This window comes from Buttiauxella noackiae (assembly GCF_000737905.1).
GTDB lineage: Bacteria > Pseudomonadota > Gammaproteobacteria > Enterobacterales > Enterobacteriaceae > Buttiauxella > Buttiauxella noackiae.
Map to the genome: position 1 here is coordinate 1,077,918 of NZ_JPRU01000002.1, position 14,907 is coordinate 1,092,824.

General features: G+C 50.9%; 14 protein-coding genes. 3 read left to right on the forward strand and 11 right to left on the reverse strand.

Translation table 11 applies throughout. The features are described 5' to 3' along the window. Positions 1 to 43: 43 nt before the first annotated feature. Positions 44 to 2,044, forward strand: coding sequence for a bifunctional tRNA (5-methylaminomethyl-2-thiouridine)(34)-methyltransferase MnmC2/FAD-dependent 5-carboxymethylaminomethyl-2-thiouridine(34) oxidoreductase MnmC1 (gene mnmC, locus IX31_RS13420; RefSeq protein WP_034458878.1), 2,001 nt, complete (start codon positions 44 to 46; stop codon positions 2,042 to 2,044). Positions 2,045 to 2,172: 128 nt separating this feature from the next. On the opposite strand, the gene IX31_RS13425 is transcribed toward mnmC, so the two are convergent. From IX31_RS13425 to prmB, 6 genes are all read right to left on the reverse strand, one after another. Further along, the gene (locus tag IX31_RS13425; RefSeq protein ID WP_034458879.1) at positions 2,173 to 2,451 is read right to left on the reverse strand and encodes a YfcL family protein; all 279 of its coding nucleotides are present in this window, start codon (positions 2,449 to 2,451) and stop codon (positions 2,173 to 2,175) included. Positions 2,452 to 2,476: 25 nt separating this feature from the next. Beyond that, a complete protein-coding gene (locus IX31_RS13430; RefSeq protein WP_034460087.1) occupies positions 2,477 to 3,022 on the reverse strand; it encodes an elongation factor P hydroxylase in 546 nt (181 codons plus the stop codon). 25 nt (positions 3,023 to 3,047) lie between these two features. Beyond that, the gene (locus tag IX31_RS13435) at positions 3,048 to 3,845 is read right to left on the reverse strand and encodes a sulfite exporter TauE/SafE family protein (protein ID WP_034458881.1); all 798 of its coding nucleotides are present in this window, start codon (positions 3,843 to 3,845) and stop codon (positions 3,048 to 3,050) included. A gap of 11 nt (positions 3,846 to 3,856) precedes the next feature. Beyond that, the gene (mepA, locus tag IX31_RS13440) at positions 3,857 to 4,681 is read right to left on the reverse strand and encodes a penicillin-insensitive murein endopeptidase (RefSeq protein WP_034458883.1); all 825 of its coding nucleotides are present in this window, start codon (positions 4,679 to 4,681) and stop codon (positions 3,857 to 3,859) included. Positions 4,682 to 4,685: 4 nt separating this feature from the next. Beyond that, positions 4,686 to 5,771, reverse strand: a complete 1,086-nt coding sequence (aroC, locus tag IX31_RS13445) for a chorismate synthase (protein ID WP_034458885.1) — start codon at positions 5,769 to 5,771, stop codon at positions 4,686 to 4,688. A gap of 78 nt (positions 5,772 to 5,849) precedes the next feature. Then, complete coding sequence (gene prmB / locus IX31_RS13450) at positions 5,850 to 6,782, reverse strand: 50S ribosomal protein L3 N(5)-glutamine methyltransferase (RefSeq protein ID WP_034458887.1); 933 nt, start codon at positions 6,780 to 6,782, stop codon at positions 5,850 to 5,852. 171 nt (positions 6,783 to 6,953) lie between these two features. Here prmB and smrB point away from each other — a divergent pair, with 171 nt between their 5' ends. After that, a complete protein-coding gene (gene smrB / locus IX31_RS13455) occupies positions 6,954 to 7,505 on the forward strand; it encodes an endonuclease SmrB (RefSeq protein ID WP_034460090.1) in 552 nt (183 codons plus the stop codon). A 150-nt stretch (positions 7,506 to 7,655) separates the two neighbouring features. On the opposite strand, the gene sixA is transcribed toward smrB, so the two are convergent. The 4 genes from sixA to IX31_RS13475 form a co-directional block, all read right to left on the reverse strand. Further along, positions 7,656 to 8,144: a phosphohistidine phosphatase SixA gene (gene sixA / locus IX31_RS13460; protein ID WP_034458889.1), complete on the reverse strand. Its 489-nt coding sequence runs from the start codon at positions 8,142 to 8,144 to the stop codon at positions 7,656 to 7,658. A 187-nt stretch (positions 8,145 to 8,331) separates the two neighbouring features. Further along, on the reverse strand, positions 8,332 to 10,491 hold the full coding sequence (gene fadJ / locus IX31_RS13465) for a fatty acid oxidation complex subunit alpha FadJ (RefSeq protein WP_034458890.1): 2,160 nt from the start codon (positions 10,489 to 10,491) through the stop codon (positions 8,332 to 8,334). Next, entirely contained in the window at positions 10,491 to 11,801 is a 1,311-nt protein-coding gene (fadI, locus tag IX31_RS13470; RefSeq protein ID WP_034458892.1) for an acetyl-CoA C-acyltransferase FadI, read from the reverse strand. The genes fadJ and fadI overlap by 1 nt, the downstream gene beginning before the upstream one ends. Before the next feature lie 288 nt (positions 11,802 to 12,089). Next, positions 12,090 to 12,374 carry a YfcZ/YiiS family protein gene (locus tag IX31_RS13475; protein WP_034458894.1) on the reverse strand — a complete coding sequence of 95 codons (285 nt, stop codon included), beginning with the start codon at positions 12,372 to 12,374 and terminating at the stop codon, positions 12,090 to 12,092. Between the two features lie 374 nt (positions 12,375 to 12,748). Between IX31_RS13475 and fadL the strand changes: the two genes are divergently transcribed. Then, positions 12,749 to 14,071, forward strand: a complete 1,323-nt coding sequence (fadL, locus tag IX31_RS13480; protein WP_034458896.1) for a long-chain fatty acid transporter FadL — start codon at positions 12,749 to 12,751, stop codon at positions 14,069 to 14,071. 68 nt (positions 14,072 to 14,139) lie between these two features. Here fadL and mlaA read toward each other — a convergent pair whose 3' ends face one another. Continuing rightward, on the reverse strand, positions 14,140 to 14,898 hold the full coding sequence (gene mlaA / locus IX31_RS13485; protein ID WP_034458898.1) for a phospholipid-binding lipoprotein MlaA: 759 nt from the start codon (positions 14,896 to 14,898) through the stop codon (positions 14,140 to 14,142). Between the last annotated feature and the right edge of the window lie 9 nt (positions 14,899 to 14,907).

The window sequence follows — 14,907 nt, forward strand, 5'->3', positions numbered from 1 at the left end:
CATCGTTATGATCGTCACACTGCCTGCCAGACGAGTAACTTACGTGAAACACTCCCCAATACAATCTGCCAACCTGGACTTTAATGAAGAGGGTACACCTGTATCCCGAGAGTTCGACGACGTGTACTTCTCTAATGATAATGGACTGGAGGAAACTCGTTATGTATTTCTGGGAGGAAACCGTCTAAATGAGCGTTTCGCTACCCATGAACGTTCGCTGTTTGTAGTCGGTGAAAGTGGTTTCGGCACCGGTCTTAACTTTTTGACTTTATGGCAAGCTTTTGAAGTTTTTTGCAAAAATCAGCCTCAAGCCCCCCTCAAACGCCTGCACTTTATTAGTTTTGAAAAATTCCCTCTGACCGCAAAAGATTTACACGCCGCCTATACTCATTGGCCAGAACTGGCCGATTTCGCACAGCAATTACAGCAACAGTGGCCGCTGCCAATCGCAGGCTGTCACCGCATTGTGCTGGCGGAAGGTCGCATTACTCTCGATCTTTGGTTCGGTGATATTAACGAACTGATACCGCAGTTAGATGACACTTTAAATAATCAGGTAGACGCCTGGTTCCTTGATGGTTTCGCACCATCAAAAAATCCGGACATGTGGACATCACAGTTGTTCAACGCGATGGCCAAATTGGCGCGCACGGACAGCACGCTGGCAACATTCACCTGCGCCGGGTTTGTACGCCGTGGCTTAATTGATGCCGGTTTCACGATGACCAAAACCAAAGGCTTTGGTCGCAAACGGGAAATGCTGGTTGGAGTAATGGAACGTGCGATCGAAACGCCTGCCCGCACGCCCTGGTACGCGCGCCCTTCGTCACCAGCAAAAGAGGTTGCTATTATCGGCGGTGGCGTTGCCAGCGCCCTGCTGTCACTCGCTTTGCTGCGTCGCGGCTGGCAGGTCACGCTCTATTGCGAAGATGTCGCTCCAGCACTTGGTGCTTCCGGCAACCGCCAGGGCGCACTTTACCCATTGCTCAATACTCACAGCGCAACACTGACAAACTTTTTCAGTGCCGCATTTACCTTTGCCCGCCGCGTATATGACTCATTGCCTGTCGAGTTTGATCATGCCTGGTGTGGCGTGACACAACTTGGCTGGGACGAAAAAAGCCAGCATAAAATCGACCAGATGTTGAGCCTGGAATTTCCCGATGACCTCGTTCATGCCGTCGACGCAGAAACAGCGACAAAACTTTGTGGCTTAGAAACCGGACACGGTGGCGCAACTTACCCTCTTGGCGGTTGGTTGTGTCCGGCACAATTGACTGCCGGTGCATTGGCACTGGCTGAAAAGCAGGGGCTAAAAACGCATTATCAGCATCGTGTTGAAGCATTAACTCAAACGCCTGACGGATGGGATTTATCAATTGCCGAGCAGGAAACAAAACGGCATGCGGCGGTGGTCTTAGCCAACGGTTTTAAAATCAGCAAATTCTCGCAAACCGAAAAATTGCCATTCTCAGCCGTGGGCGGTCAGGTCAGCCATATCCCCACCAGCCCGTCACTTTCAAAATTACTTCAAGTATTGTGCTACGACGGCTATCTGACGCCGCAAAACCCGAATAATCAGCAGCATTGCATCGGTGCAAGTTACCATCGTGGCGCGGAAGATATGCACTATAACGAGGAAGATCAGCTGCATAATCGCCAGCGTTTACTTAACTGCCTGCCGGATATGGACTGGCCTCGCGAAGTGGATGTCAGCGCCGCGCAAGCACGCTGCGGCGTGCGCTGTGCGACACGCGACCATATGCCTCTTATTGGTAGTGTCCCTCGCTACGATGCAACGCTTGAAACCTACGCAACACTTGTTGAAAACCATGACCACGCCGAAACCGCACCGGTTTATGAGAATCTTTTTATGTTGGCGGCTCTGGGTTCAAGGGGATTATGCAGTGCGCCACTGGCGGCAGAAATTCTGGCGGCTCAAATGAGCGATGAACCGGTTCCGATGGATGCTGAAACGCTTGCGGCGCTCAATCCAAATCGCTTTTGGGTGCGGAAATTGTTGAAAGGGAAAGAGGTGAAATAATTTTTTATGGTTACGTTTTCGTAGAGTGGATAAGCGAATGCGCCATCCAGCGGAATTGTCGGGTGGCGCTTACGCTTACCCGACCTACGATACTACACGTTCTCCCTGAGGGAGAGCGTGTATAACCGCTACTTAAACTTCGCCTGCTGATACAAATTATCCCACATCCCCAGCACTAAAGACTGGTCGCGTGGTGAAAGCTCACCAGCCTGAATCGCTTTTTCCAGGCTACCTGATACCGCAGTATTAAGCGCTTCCGGGCTGTGGTCTTCACCATGCTCCAGGTCAGCTACCGCCAGAGTCAAATGGCCACGCAGATAACCGCTGGCAAACAGCTCGTCATCACTGGCCGTCTCAACCATTTCATCAATTAGCGCCAGTATGCGTGTCTCAAATTCCGCGATCATCGTACTTCCTCTTTTTTGCAGGTAATTAGTTTAAATCTTCCGGCCACGGGAACAGATCTGCTGTCAACGGCGGCGTTTTGTAATAGTCACGCAGTGCGGCAATCAGGCGAGCCGGGCGCTCAGGAATACCCTTTTCAAGATACTCCATCACCTGCGCGTGAACGCGACGCTGGAATACCACTCTGTCTGGTTCAAAATCACCATTAAGGTTGTCGCAGCTTACGTTAAATGGAAAATCTGCCGCCACACAAAACAGCCAGTCCAGAGCCTGGGGTTTAATTTCTACATCTTCAAACTGGCACTGTGTTTGTGCATCACGCCCGTCCGGGCAATACCAATAGCCAAAATCAACCAGCTTGCGGCGTTCAGCTCCGGCAATACACCAGTGCGAAATCTCGTGAATACCACTGGCGTAAAAACCATGAGCGAAGACGATACGGTTGTACGGCAGCTCTTCGTCTGCTGGAAGATAGATCGGTTCGTCGTCGCCTTTAATCAGACGTGTATTAAATTCGTCTTTAAAGCAGCTATCGAAAATGTCGATAAGTTCCTGATAATGGTGTTCTGTCATTGTTGTCATATTTGCTGTCGTCATCTTAAGCTACCCCCAACCAATGGAGGATCTCCGGTCCATGGCTATCAAATAAGAGTTTGGCGCTCATCACCGCCGACACAATCACAATCATCGGACGGATCAGTTTTTGCCCTTTACTCAACACAAGACGCGATCCCATTCGCGCCCCTAAAAATTGCCCTGCCATCATCACAAAACCGGTACCCCAAATCACTTTCCCGCCGATGATAAACAGCAGCAGGCCGCCGAGGTTTGATGTGGCGTTAAGTACTTTAGCGTGAGCCGTAGATTTGGCGAGGTTAAAACCGCACAGCGTCACAAACGCCAGCGCGTAAAAAGAGCCAGCCCCGGGCCCAAAGAAACCGTCGTAGAAACCCACGCAGCCACCCGCAACCAGTGCAAACGGCAGGCCATATAAACGACGTTGACGATCTTCTTCACCGAGTTTTGGCATCAGTAAAAAGTACAGGCCAATGCAAATCACCAAGAGAGGTAAAATTTGGCGCAGCACGTCTGATTTCACGTACTGAACCAGCAACGCCCCGGTCGTTGAGCCGATAAACGTCATCAGAATATTGAGTTTCTGATCTTTCAGGCTCACCACTTTGCGACGAATAAAATAGATAGAAGAGGATACCGAGCCCCCGCATGCCTGAAGCTTATTGGTTGCTAAAGCATGCGCAGGTGACATTCCTGTGGCTAACAACGCGGGAACGGTAATCAAACCACCGCCACCCGCCAGAGAATCAATAAACCCTGCAAGCATGGCGACAAAAAACAGCACCACCAGCATCAGGGGAGAAACCATAAACCATTCCATGAACTTATCCGTTAGAGAACGTGCTCATCCAGCAAGGCCTGACAAGAGGCCGGTATTGGGGGAGGTGTTTTTTTCTTCGGCGGCGTGCTGCCTGGTGCAGGCGGCGCAAACCAACTTTGCAGTTCTGCGCCACAACCGTCGCCTGGCGGCGGTAATGGCTGATCTTCGCACTCAAGACTATCTGCCGGGCAACGCAGGCGCACATGCATATGCGCGCGGTGCGCAAACCACGGACGCACTTTACGCAGCCAGTCGCGGTCAGCACCCGCATCCAGGCACAGCTGTTGTTTAATCGCCGGATTGACGAAGATGCGGGTAACATCGCTATCTTTCGCGGCAAGCTTGATCAAACTGCTGATTTCTGGCTGCCACAAACGCGGCACCACATGCTGATTATCACTGGCGACTAAATCCAGCGCTTGCGGTTTGAGAAGCTGAGCTGACGTCCAGCGGGCTTTAGGAAGCTGCAAAAAGATATCAACATCCAGGCCGCTTTGATGGCTGGCATGCCCCGAGCTAAAACGCCCACCAGCCGCCATTCCCATGTCACCAATCAGTAGCGTGCCAAGACCAAGTTGCGTCGACTGGTTACTGAGACGTTGAATAAACATCACTAAATCGGGATGGCCGAAATAGCGACGTTGGTCCTGTCTCATCACTTGATAGCGAGGATCGTTGAGCGGCAACTCATGGGCACCAACGATACAACCGTTAGAGAATGCACCAATAGATTGCGGACTGCCCGCAATAGGATGACTAATTTTCTGCCACGGTGTGGCGGCAAAAGTAGCGGTGCTGGCGAGTAACACCAGTAGTCCCACGAGTCTGTTTTTCATCGCATTACCAGCGCGGCAAAGAGCAATTCACGTCAGCGTTTTGAGCACGCTGACGCAGCATGTGATCCATTAAAACAATGGCGAGCATCGCTTCGGCAATCGGAACTGCACGGATACCCACGCAAGGATCATGACGGCCACGCGTCACCATCTCCACTTCTTCGCCTTCGCGGTTGATGGTGCGTCCTGGGACCATAATGCTTGAGGTCGGTTTCAGCGCCATATTGGCCACAATCTGCTGGCCGCTGCTGATGCCACCAAGAATGCCGCCAGCGTGGTTGCTCTGGAATCCGTCTTTGGTGATTTCATCACGGTTTTGACTACCACGTAGATTAACCACGCCAAAGCCCTCGCCGATTTCCACACCCTTCACTGCGTTGATGCTCATCAGTGCGTGGGCAATATCCGCGTCTAAACGGTCAAATACCGGCTCGCCAAGGCCCGGTGGCACGTTATCCGCCACAACGGTCACTTTCGCGCCAATGGAATCGCCCTCTTTTTTCAGCGCACGCATCAGTTCATCAAGCGTTTCGATTTTGTCTGGATCGGGGCAGAAGAACGGGTTCTGCTCCACTTGATCCCAGTCTTTGATTTCCAGCGGCACGTCGCCCATTTGCGTCAAGCAACCACGAATAATGATGCCGTATTTATGCGCCAGATACTTTTTAGCAATTGCTCCAGCCGCAACACGCATAGCGGTTTCACGCGCTGAAGAACGGCCACCGCCCCGATAATCGCGCAGGCCATATTTTTGTTCGTAGGTGTAATCAGCGTGGCCCGGACGGAACACGTCTTTGATAGCGCTATAATCTTGCGAGCGCTGATCGGTGTTTTCAATCAACAGTCCGATGCTGGTGCCGGTGGTGACGCCTTCAAATACGCCGGAAAGGATCTTCACCTGATCGGGTTCACGACGCTGCGTGGTATAGCGAGAAGTACCCGGGCGGCGGCGATCGAGATCGTGTTGTAAATCAGCTTCGGTAAGCGGGATACCTGGCGGCACACCATCAACGATACAACCCAGTGCGATACCATGGGATTCACCAAATGTCGTTACGCGAAATACTTGTCCGATAGAGTTTCCTGCCATTTTTCACGGCTCCTTACCGTTGTCATTTTTGTTGTGTTGTAAGCAAAAGAAGACGGGCCGTAAGGCCCGTCTACACGATTAGTCTTTGTAAATGCTGAAATGTTCACGCGCATCAATAAGCTGCGATTTAGTCAGCATAAACACGCCGTCACCGCCGTTATCGAACTCAAGCCAGGTGAACGGAACATCAGGATACTGATCCATCAGATGCACCATGCTGTTCCCAACTTCACAAATCAGGATGCCGCCATCGGCGAGATAGTCCGGCGCACATGCCAGGATACGACGCGCCAGTTTCAGGCCATCTGTACCGGCAGCTAAACCTAATTCAGGCTCGAAGCGGAACTCGCCCGGCAGGTCAGACATATCTTCCGCATCCACATACGGTGGATTAGTGACGATAATGTCGTACTGCACTTTTGGCAGGTCACGGAACAGGTCGGAACGCATTGGCGTTACCTGGCTTTCCAGGCCGTGCTCAGCGATGTTTTGCTCAGCTACGGCCAGCGCATCAAGAGAAATATCGACCGCATCCACTTCCGCATTCTGGAATTCGTAAGCACAGGCGATAGCGATACAACCGCTGCCGGTACACATATCAAGAATATGGTGTGGTTCCTGGTCGAAGAGACCCGCGAAACGGTTGGTGATCAGCTCACCAATCGGCGAACGAGGCACCAGCACACGTTCATCGACATAAAACTCATGGCCGCAGAACCAGGCTTTGTTGGTCAGATAGGCCACCGGGATACGCTCATTAACGCGGCGAATAACACGCTCAACGATGCGATGACGCTCGCTTGGCGTCAGACGTGCGGTGCGCATATCTTCAGGAATATCCAGCGGTAGATAGAGGCTTGGCAGCACTAACTGAACGGCTTCGTCCCACGGATTATCCGTGCCGTGGCCATACCAGACATTGGCGGCGCTAAAACGACTGACTGCCCAGCGCAGCATATCCTGAATGGTGTGCAGCTCATTAACTGCCTCATCGACGAAAATTTTATCCACGTTGCCCTCCGCAGGCCGTTCGCGCTAATTCAATAATCGATTAGTTTGCCATGAAGGCCGCGACAAATCAGCATTTCAATCACTGACACTACGGTGAAAATTGCGTTTTATTTAGCGATGGACGACAAACCAGGTAAACTGGCGCTAATGCAGATGCGAGACGAGAAACAGATGAAGAAGAAAAATCCGCTCAGCGCTGACGATCAGAACCTTTTCCGTGATCTGATGAGCGGCACAAAAAAATTAACTCAGGACACCATTGTTCACCGTCCAATGCGCAAGAAGGTGCAGGAAGTTCCGGTGAAACGGCTGTTGCAGGAACAGGCTGATGCCAGCCACTATTTTTCTGATGAATTCCAGCCGCGTCTGGCGACGGAAGGCCCTACGCGCTATGTACGCGAAGACGTCAGTCATTTTGAGCTGAAAAAAATACGTCGCGGAGATTATTCGCCGGAGTTATTCCTCGATTTGCATGGCCTCACACAGATGCAGGCAAAACAAGAATTAGGCGCGTTGATTGCGGCCTGTCGGCGTGAGCATGTCTTTTGTGCCTGTGTGATGCATGGGCATGGTAAGCATGTGCTGAAGCAGCAAACACCGCTGTGGCTGGCACAGCACCCACACATCATGGCATTTCACCAGGCACCAAAAGAGTACGGCGGTGATGCGGCCTTGCTGGTGCTGATTGAAATCGAAGAGTGGCTTCCGCCGGAGTTGCCTTAAGATTATGTCGGATGACGCTGCGCTTATCCGACCTACGGTTTTGATTTTGTAGGGTGGATAAGCGCAGCGTCATCCACCAAAACCGTATCGTATGATCGTACAAATAATAAGAGCCGCATTGCGCGGCTCTTTTTTTCATGCTTACGGCTTTCAGATAGCTTTAGCGACCTTCAAATTACACGGGCTCATCTGCCAGTTGAACACCCCTTTCCCTGTTTCAGGATCAAGAGTGACATTAGCAATGGCCGAGGTACTGAACATCGGTGGTGTTTCCTCTGGGCAAAGCTCAGACACCAAATAACCGACTAGCGGTAGATGAGAAATCACCAGCGCCGACTCAACCCCTTCATTGGCAAGGGCTTGCAAATAGCAGCTCACCAGGCCCACATCGCCGCACGGCGTCAATTCCGGCAGAATGTCTTCTTTACCTGGAAGAACCAGTGCTTCCCGCACTACATCCAGGGTTTGTTCGGCTCGCAGATAAGGGCTCACCAGAACACGTTCGATATCCACAACCTGACCTTTCAACCAGGTCGCCATTACTCGGGATTCATCACAACCACACTGGGTGAGTGGACGTACCGAGTCACTGGCGGCATTGAGTGCTGCGTCGCCGTGACGCATGATAAAAACTTGCATATTGCACCGCTTTTGTTAACCAGGAATGCTTGAATTCCCCTGAAATCTGAGAGGAGAAATTCAGCAGCCGGGCATTGTGCCTTATCCGTACATCGAATGAAACGCTGTTTTTTACCTCAATGGTGCAAGTATAGTCAATCACTGTTTATAAAGTGAGCGACCAGCATCCATTCACCGAATCATATAATCATGATTCTTTGACTACATTTCCTTCACCGGGGTTCACTTTCCCCCAGAAATTTCGTTGCTCTTCCACCATTTGTAAAAGTCTTTCACAAGGAGTAAAACGCTCCCCGTACTGACTGGCCAGGCGTTGCAGTTGTGCGACGACTTCACCCGCCCCCAGGGTATCCATATAGCGGAACGGGCCACCAAGGAACGGTGGAAAACCAATACCAAACACGCCACCGATGTCACCATCGCGGGCACTGCGAACAACACCTTCATCGAGGCATCGAGCCGCTTCATTAAGCATCATCATCACGCAGCGTTGTGCGATCTCTTTTTCTGCCAGCTGCCCTTTAGGTGAAACGCCGAGAAGAGTGTAGATAGCAGGGTCGACCTGCTTTTTGCTTCTACTCCCTTTCCCCGAATAAAGATAGAAACCCCGCCCGTTTTTTCTACCTTTGCGATCGTCATTCAAGATTGCTGCAATTTCTGACGGCGCCGCAAAACGATCTCCGTAAGCTTGCTGAAGTATAGGACTAATTTTAGTACCCACATCAATTCCCACCTCATCCAAAAGTTGGATTGGGCCGACAGGAAAACCAAACGCCACCAACGCATTATCAATTTTATCGACAGGCTCCCCTTCCACGAGGCAACGCATCGCCTCGTTAACGTAAGGTGCCAGAATACGGTTGACGTAAAACCCTGCGCTGTCGCCGACAACAATCGGGGTTTTGCCTTGTTTTTTGGCAAGCGCAACTGTCGTGGAAATGGTTTCTGCACTGGTTCCTGCATGTGGAATCACTTCCACTAATGGCATTTTATCGACCGGACTGAAGTAATGCAGGCCAATCACTTGCTCTGGACGTGTGGCGTTAGCTGCAATATCTGCGATTGGCAGAGAAGATGTGTTAGAAGCAAAAATGGTATGCGGTGCGGCATTTTGTTCTATCTCCGCGACCATCTTTTGTTTGAGCGCGAGATCTTCAAAAACCGCTTCCACGACGATATCGCGGTTATGGAATCCGTGATAATCGGTACCACCGGAGATACGCGCCATTTCACGCTGGCGCTCAGCCGCTTTCATATGTCGGCGGCGTACTTTTTTATCCAGCAAGTCCCAGCTGTATTTCAACGCATGGTTAATGCCATCGTTATTAATGTCTTTGATGCGTACGGGCAATTTACCTTTAGTCGCGGTGACAAAAGCAATCCCTCCGCCCATTAGTCCGCCACCTAACACACCTACTGCATTTATAGCTCGTGGTTGTGCATCTGCTCCATGTTCTTTTTTAAGCTCGGTGCTGGCAAAGAATAACCCGCGCAGAGCCACCGATTGCGGGGTCATCGCCAACTCGCCAAAGGCTTTTGCTTCCGCCTCGTATCCGCTAAAGCTCCCCTGCCCGAGGCCAATCTTAATCACGTCGATAATGCGCTGGGTGGCGGGATAATTACCGTGAGTTTTTTGCTCGGTTTTCTTACTCACCATGCTGAACAATAAAGTACGCCCAAGCGGGCCGGCTAAAATACGCTCACGAATCGGCAATGTTCGCGATGCCTGGCGACCTTTGCCCACCAGCTCAACGGCTGCCGCCAGCAGAATTGACTGTGGCACAACTTCATCCACCAGCCCCAATTTCAGCGCCTGGCGTGGACGTAATTGTTTACCGGTCAAAATCATATCAAGAGCGTTACTAACGCCAATCAGACGTGGCAAACGCTGCGTTCCACCAGAACCTGGCAACAACCCAAGCTGTACTTCTGGCAAACCCAATTTTGTTTTTTCATCGTCGGTACAAATACGCGAATGGCAGGCAAGAGCCAGTTCCAGGCCGCCGCCAAGACAAGCGCCATGAATCGCCGCAACTACCGGAATCGGCAAGGCAGCAATTTCAGCCATAATTTGCTGCCCCTGATGTGCCAGGGTTTGTGCCTCAAGTGCCGTCTGGCAACTGGCAATCATGTTGATATCAGCGCCCGCAATAAAGTTATCCGGCTTGCCAGAGATAAATATCAGCCCCTGCAATGCTGTGTTATCACGAATCTGTTTAATGATGTTGTGCACTTCCGGGCCGAACGACGCTTTCAGCGTGTTCATCTTTTCGCCAGGCACATCAATCGTCACGACGGCGATATTGTCGAGGCGGATATGTAAGTGGAAAGCAGAAGTCTGTTCCATTATTCGGCCTCCAGAACCATTGCAGCACCCAGGCCCCCTGCAGCGCAGGCAGTCACCAGACCAAAACCTCCGCCGCGACGACGCAGCTCATGGAGCGTTTGCGTAATCATTCGCGCACCTGTTGCGGCAAATGGATGCCCGTAAGCAATCGAGCCACCCAGTACGTTAAATTTCGCATCGTCAACTTCCCCCGTGGCATGGGCGCGGCCCAATACATCACGCGCAAAACGCTCGCTGGCCAGCATTTTCAGATTAGCCAGCGTTTGCGCGGCAAAGGCTTCATGCATATCGAAAAGCGTCAGATCATTCAAGGTGATGCCCGCTCGCTCAAGCGCCAGCGGCGTTGCCCACGCAGGGCCCAACAGCATATCTTTCCAGACATCAACCGCGGTAAACGCGTAGCTGCGTAAGTAGCCTAAAGGCTTCAAACCCAACTCTTTGGCACGGGATTCCGTCATTAAAATAATGGCTGCCGCACCATCGGTTAGCGGTGTGCTATTTGCAGCGGTGACCGTACCGTGTTTGCGATCGAAGGCTGGACGCAGCTTCGCGTAATCAGCAATTGAGGAGTTTTGGCGAATGTTGTTATCTTCGTTGAAAGGTTGGCGATATGGCGGGATAAAGGCTGTCATCACCTCATCAGCCAGTTTCCCTTCTCTCCAGGCATTAGCCGCTTTGGTGTGGGAACGATGTGCGAGCGCATCTTGTTGCTCACGTGTAATCCCGTGAGTTTTCGCCATTTGCTCGGCAGTGTCCCCCATCCGTAAACCTGTTGAATATTCAGCAACAGCGGGCGGCACCGGCAATAAATCACGCGGGCGTAAACGAGAAAACAATTTTAAACGCTGGCCCAGGGTACGCGCTTTATTCACATCCACTAATGTGCGGCCTAGCTTCTTACTAACGCCAATCGGCAGGACCGATGATGAGTCGGCACCACCAGCGATACCCGCTCGGATAGTGCCCGCCATGAGGCTTTCAGCCACATTCGCTACGGCCTGGAAGCTGGTCGCACACGCACGGCTCACGCTATAAGCGTCGGTATGCACGCTCATTCCGGTACCGAGGACAATTTCGCGAGCAATGTTTGGTGCTTCCGGCATCTGGACGACCTGGCCGAAAACTAGCTGTTCGATAATTTCTGGGGGGATTTCGCTACGTGCCAACAATTCGCTGACCACCATATTGCCGAGATCCACAGCAGGTATGCCGTGAAATGCCGTAGCCTGACGGGCAAACGGTGTTCGTAACCCACTAACAATGGCAATGCGGTCACCCTGACGGGTCACCAGCGGAAGTGCCTGACTCATAACGCTCCCCTGTTCTACCCGGCATACTTCAAATTGTGTGGGTGTTGGCTACACTCACAAATCCAGCCACTTACTTTAGTAAGCTTCTGGAGATTTGCTCCCTCGCCGCCTGGCCACAATCTGAACTATTTGGGTATAAAATTTGTAAATGACCATTAGTGGTCTGACCTGATCACAGTTTTAACCAAAAAGTTACAATCAGCCAACCGGGGAACTAAAAATTTGGGAGGGGGAACACGCTTTAAGAAAGGAAAATGGTGCTCTCACAGATGAGAGCACCAGGAAATATTAACGCAGGCCCAGCTGGAAGATCATGGTTTCAGCCTGGCAGCTGAAAGTGAAATCGATATCCAGACGAATGCCATCAGCTTCTTCGGTATAACGCGGAACAATCTGGCAAGGTTCAGATTCTGCTGCACGAGCTTTTTCACTCAGTGCTGCCAGAGTTTCGTCAGCTTCAGCGCGGGTTGCGAACACACGGCTATATGTCGCTGTGCAGTCGGTGTTATCGATGATCGAGCCGACATCAATACAGCAGCAAACCGGGGTTTCATCAGCAGTGTTCTTACTCATTTTATGATTTCCTCTGTATTTAAAAGCAAAATTTTTTCAACGAATCTTGTCTATTTTACGCTCCCTGTTGAAGCGACTCCAGTCGTTAATCTTGTCAAAATCTACAAGTGACCCAAATCACACTTAAAAATGATCTGAAACAAGATTCGCCCGATTTGCTAGTGATGAACGCCTCGATTTTGCCAGGCAGATCTCGTTTCAGTGATCAAGTTTGAAAATTATTGGATACAAACTTGCAACATCCTATCTGGTCAGACCTATACTCTCGCCACTGGTCTGCTTTCTCTGTAACAGATCAGCCCCTACTATTCGCGCTCCTGTTACGGTATGTAACATTGTTTGTATAAAAATAAATCCAATATGAGGTTTTGGTCATGAGCCAGAAAAACCTGTTTACAAAGTCAGCCCTAGCGGTTGCAGTGGCAATTGTCTCATCGCAGGCCTACTCAGCCGGCTTTCAATTAAACGAGTTCTCTTCCTCAGGCCTAGGCCGAGCTTATTCAGGGGAAGGTGCCGTTGCGGATAATGCGGGCTCTGCCAGCCGTAACCCTGCAACCATCATGATGTTTGACCGCCCTTCCTTCTCCGGCGGCGCAGTATTTGTTGATCCAGACGTTAATATTTCTGGCACATCGCCAACAGGCCGTAGTACTGACGCAGATAACATCGCGCCGACAGCCTGGGTTCCAAACCTCCACTTTGTTGCACCTATTAATGAACAATTTGGCTGGGGAGCATCTGTTACCTCTAACTATGGTTTAGCAACAGAATTCAATAACGATTACACCGCAGGCTCAATGGGCGGTAAAACCGACCTGACCACCCTGAACCTAAATCTGAGTGGTGCATACCGTTTAAATAGCAACTGGAGCTTTGGCCTGGGCTTTGATGCTGTTTACGCTAAAGCGAAAATCGAACGTTACGCAGGTGATTTAGGTCAAATCATTGCAGGCTCCGGTGCATTGCCACCTTCACTTGCTCGTCCAGTATCCCAAATCCCTGCTGACACCCAAATCGCACACCTGAAAGGCGACGAGTGGGGTTATGGCTGGAACGCCGGTATTCTCTATGAAATCGACAAGAATAACCGCTACGGCTTCACCTACCGTTCAGAAGTCAAAATCGACTTTGACGGCGATTATAAGAGCAACCTGCCTTCAGCCTATAACCCGCTGTTGTCTAACTTCGGTTTACCGGCTGGCACCAACGGACAAACCGTTCCAGGCTCTCTGACACTGAATCTGCCAGAAATGTGGGAACTGTCCGGCTATAACAAAGTCGACCCACAGTGGGCTATCCACTATAGCGTGACTTACACCAGTTGGAGCCAGTTCCAGGAGCTGAAGGCCACCGGTACCAACGGTCAGACTCTGTTCTATAAAGATGAAAGCTTCAAAGATGCGTACCGTATTGCTTTAGGTACCACCTACTTTATGGATAAAAACTGGACCTTCCGTACCGGTATCGCGTTCGATGACAGCCCAGTTCCGGCAGACAAACGTTCAATCTCTATTCCGGACCAGGATCGCTTCTGGATCAGTGCTGGTACTACCTACGCATTTAACGATGATGCTTCTGTAGACTTGGGCGTTTCCTACATGCATGGTCAGCACGTAGAGATTAAAGAAGGCCCATATACCTTCCAGTCTGAAGGCAAAGCCTGGCTGTACGGTATGAACTTTAACTACGCATTCTGATAGTTAACAGTGACAAAAAAGGCGAAACCTGGGTTTCGCCTTTTTTATGTCTATGACCCACTCAATACTTACTGAGAGTCGATATCTTTTAAGTCATCTTCAATCGCGGCAGCATTCGGATTTGCTGCTGGTGAAAGCTTCCCACCGTTAGCAATAAAATCATGACGCTGGAAATAAGCTTCACGAACAGTAATGTACGGATCCGAAGATTGTTTGAGCAAACCATCAGAATCCAGCAACTGAGCACGCGTTTCGATACCTTCAACCGTCCATTTACCAATAGACATTGGCCACGTCAGCCATGAAAGCAGCGGATAGAGCGTATCGGCATAGTCACCACCTTCATCACGCAACGTAAAGCTGCCATAGAACGGTAGCTGCACATACGGACCATAGCCAACACCATAGTGGCCCAGCGTCGAGCCGAAGCGATGAGGTTCTTCGCGCTGCAGTTTCGGGTTCGCCATACCAGCAACGTCAATCAAACCACCCATACCGAGCAACGTGTTCAGGAAGAATCGCGTAAAGTGAACCATCCCTTGATACGGGTCACCCTGAATAAAATAGTTCACCATCGACGCGGGTTCTTCGAGGTTGCTGGTGAAGTTACTTATCCCATTACGAGCCGGTTGCGGCACATAATCACGCCACACCACAGCCACCGGGCGCACAACATACGGGTCCAACACATTAAAGTTGAAGTTGTACATTGTACGGTTGAACCCTTCAAATGGATCCGAGCGCCCTTGCGGTTGTGTATCGGCCGAACTAGCACACCCTACTAAAACCGTAGTCGCCAGTGCCAGCCCGGTCAGGCGGAAATTCATATATTTCTC

What these genes read in the sequence shown, in the direction of transcription:
- IX31_RS13425 (WP_034458879.1), bottom strand. Translation starts at nt 2,451, where the DNA reads ATGATCGCGGAATTTGAGACACGCATACTGGCGCTAATTGATGAAATG.
- IX31_RS13430 (WP_034460087.1), bottom strand. Translation starts at nt 3,022, where the DNA reads ATGACAGAACACCATTATCAGGAACTTATCGACATTTTCGATAGCTGC.
- IX31_RS13435 (WP_034458881.1), bottom strand. Translation starts at nt 3,845, where the DNA reads ATGGAATGGTTTATGGTTTCTCCCCTGATGCTGGTGGTGCTGTTTTTT.
- mepA (WP_034458883.1), bottom strand. Translation starts at nt 4,681, where the DNA reads ATGAAAAACAGACTCGTGGGACTACTGGTGTTACTCGCCAGCACCGCT.
- aroC (WP_034458885.1), bottom strand. Translation starts at nt 5,771, where the DNA reads ATGGCAGGAAACTCTATCGGACAAGTATTTCGCGTAACGACATTTGGT.
- smrB (WP_034460090.1), top strand. Translation starts at nt 6,954, where the DNA reads ATGAAGAAGAAAAATCCGCTCAGCGCTGACGATCAGAACCTTTTCCGT.
- sixA (WP_034458889.1), bottom strand. Translation starts at nt 8,144, where the DNA reads ATGCAAGTTTTTATCATGCGTCACGGCGACGCAGCACTCAATGCCGCC.
- fadJ (WP_034458890.1), bottom strand. Translation starts at nt 10,491, where the DNA reads ATGGAACAGACTTCTGCTTTCCACTTACATATCCGCCTCGACAATATC.
- fadI (WP_034458892.1), bottom strand. Translation starts at nt 11,801, where the DNA reads ATGAGTCAGGCACTTCCGCTGGTGACCCGTCAGGGTGACCGCATTGCC.
- IX31_RS13475 (WP_034458894.1), bottom strand. Translation starts at nt 12,374, where the DNA reads ATGAGTAAGAACACTGCTGATGAAACCCCGGTTTGCTGCTGTATTGAT.
- fadL (WP_034458896.1), top strand. Translation starts at nt 12,749, where the DNA reads ATGAGCCAGAAAAACCTGTTTACAAAGTCAGCCCTAGCGGTTGCAGTG.
- mlaA (WP_034458898.1), bottom strand. Translation starts at nt 14,898, where the DNA reads ATGAATTTCCGCCTGACCGGGCTGGCACTGGCGACTACGGTTTTAGTA.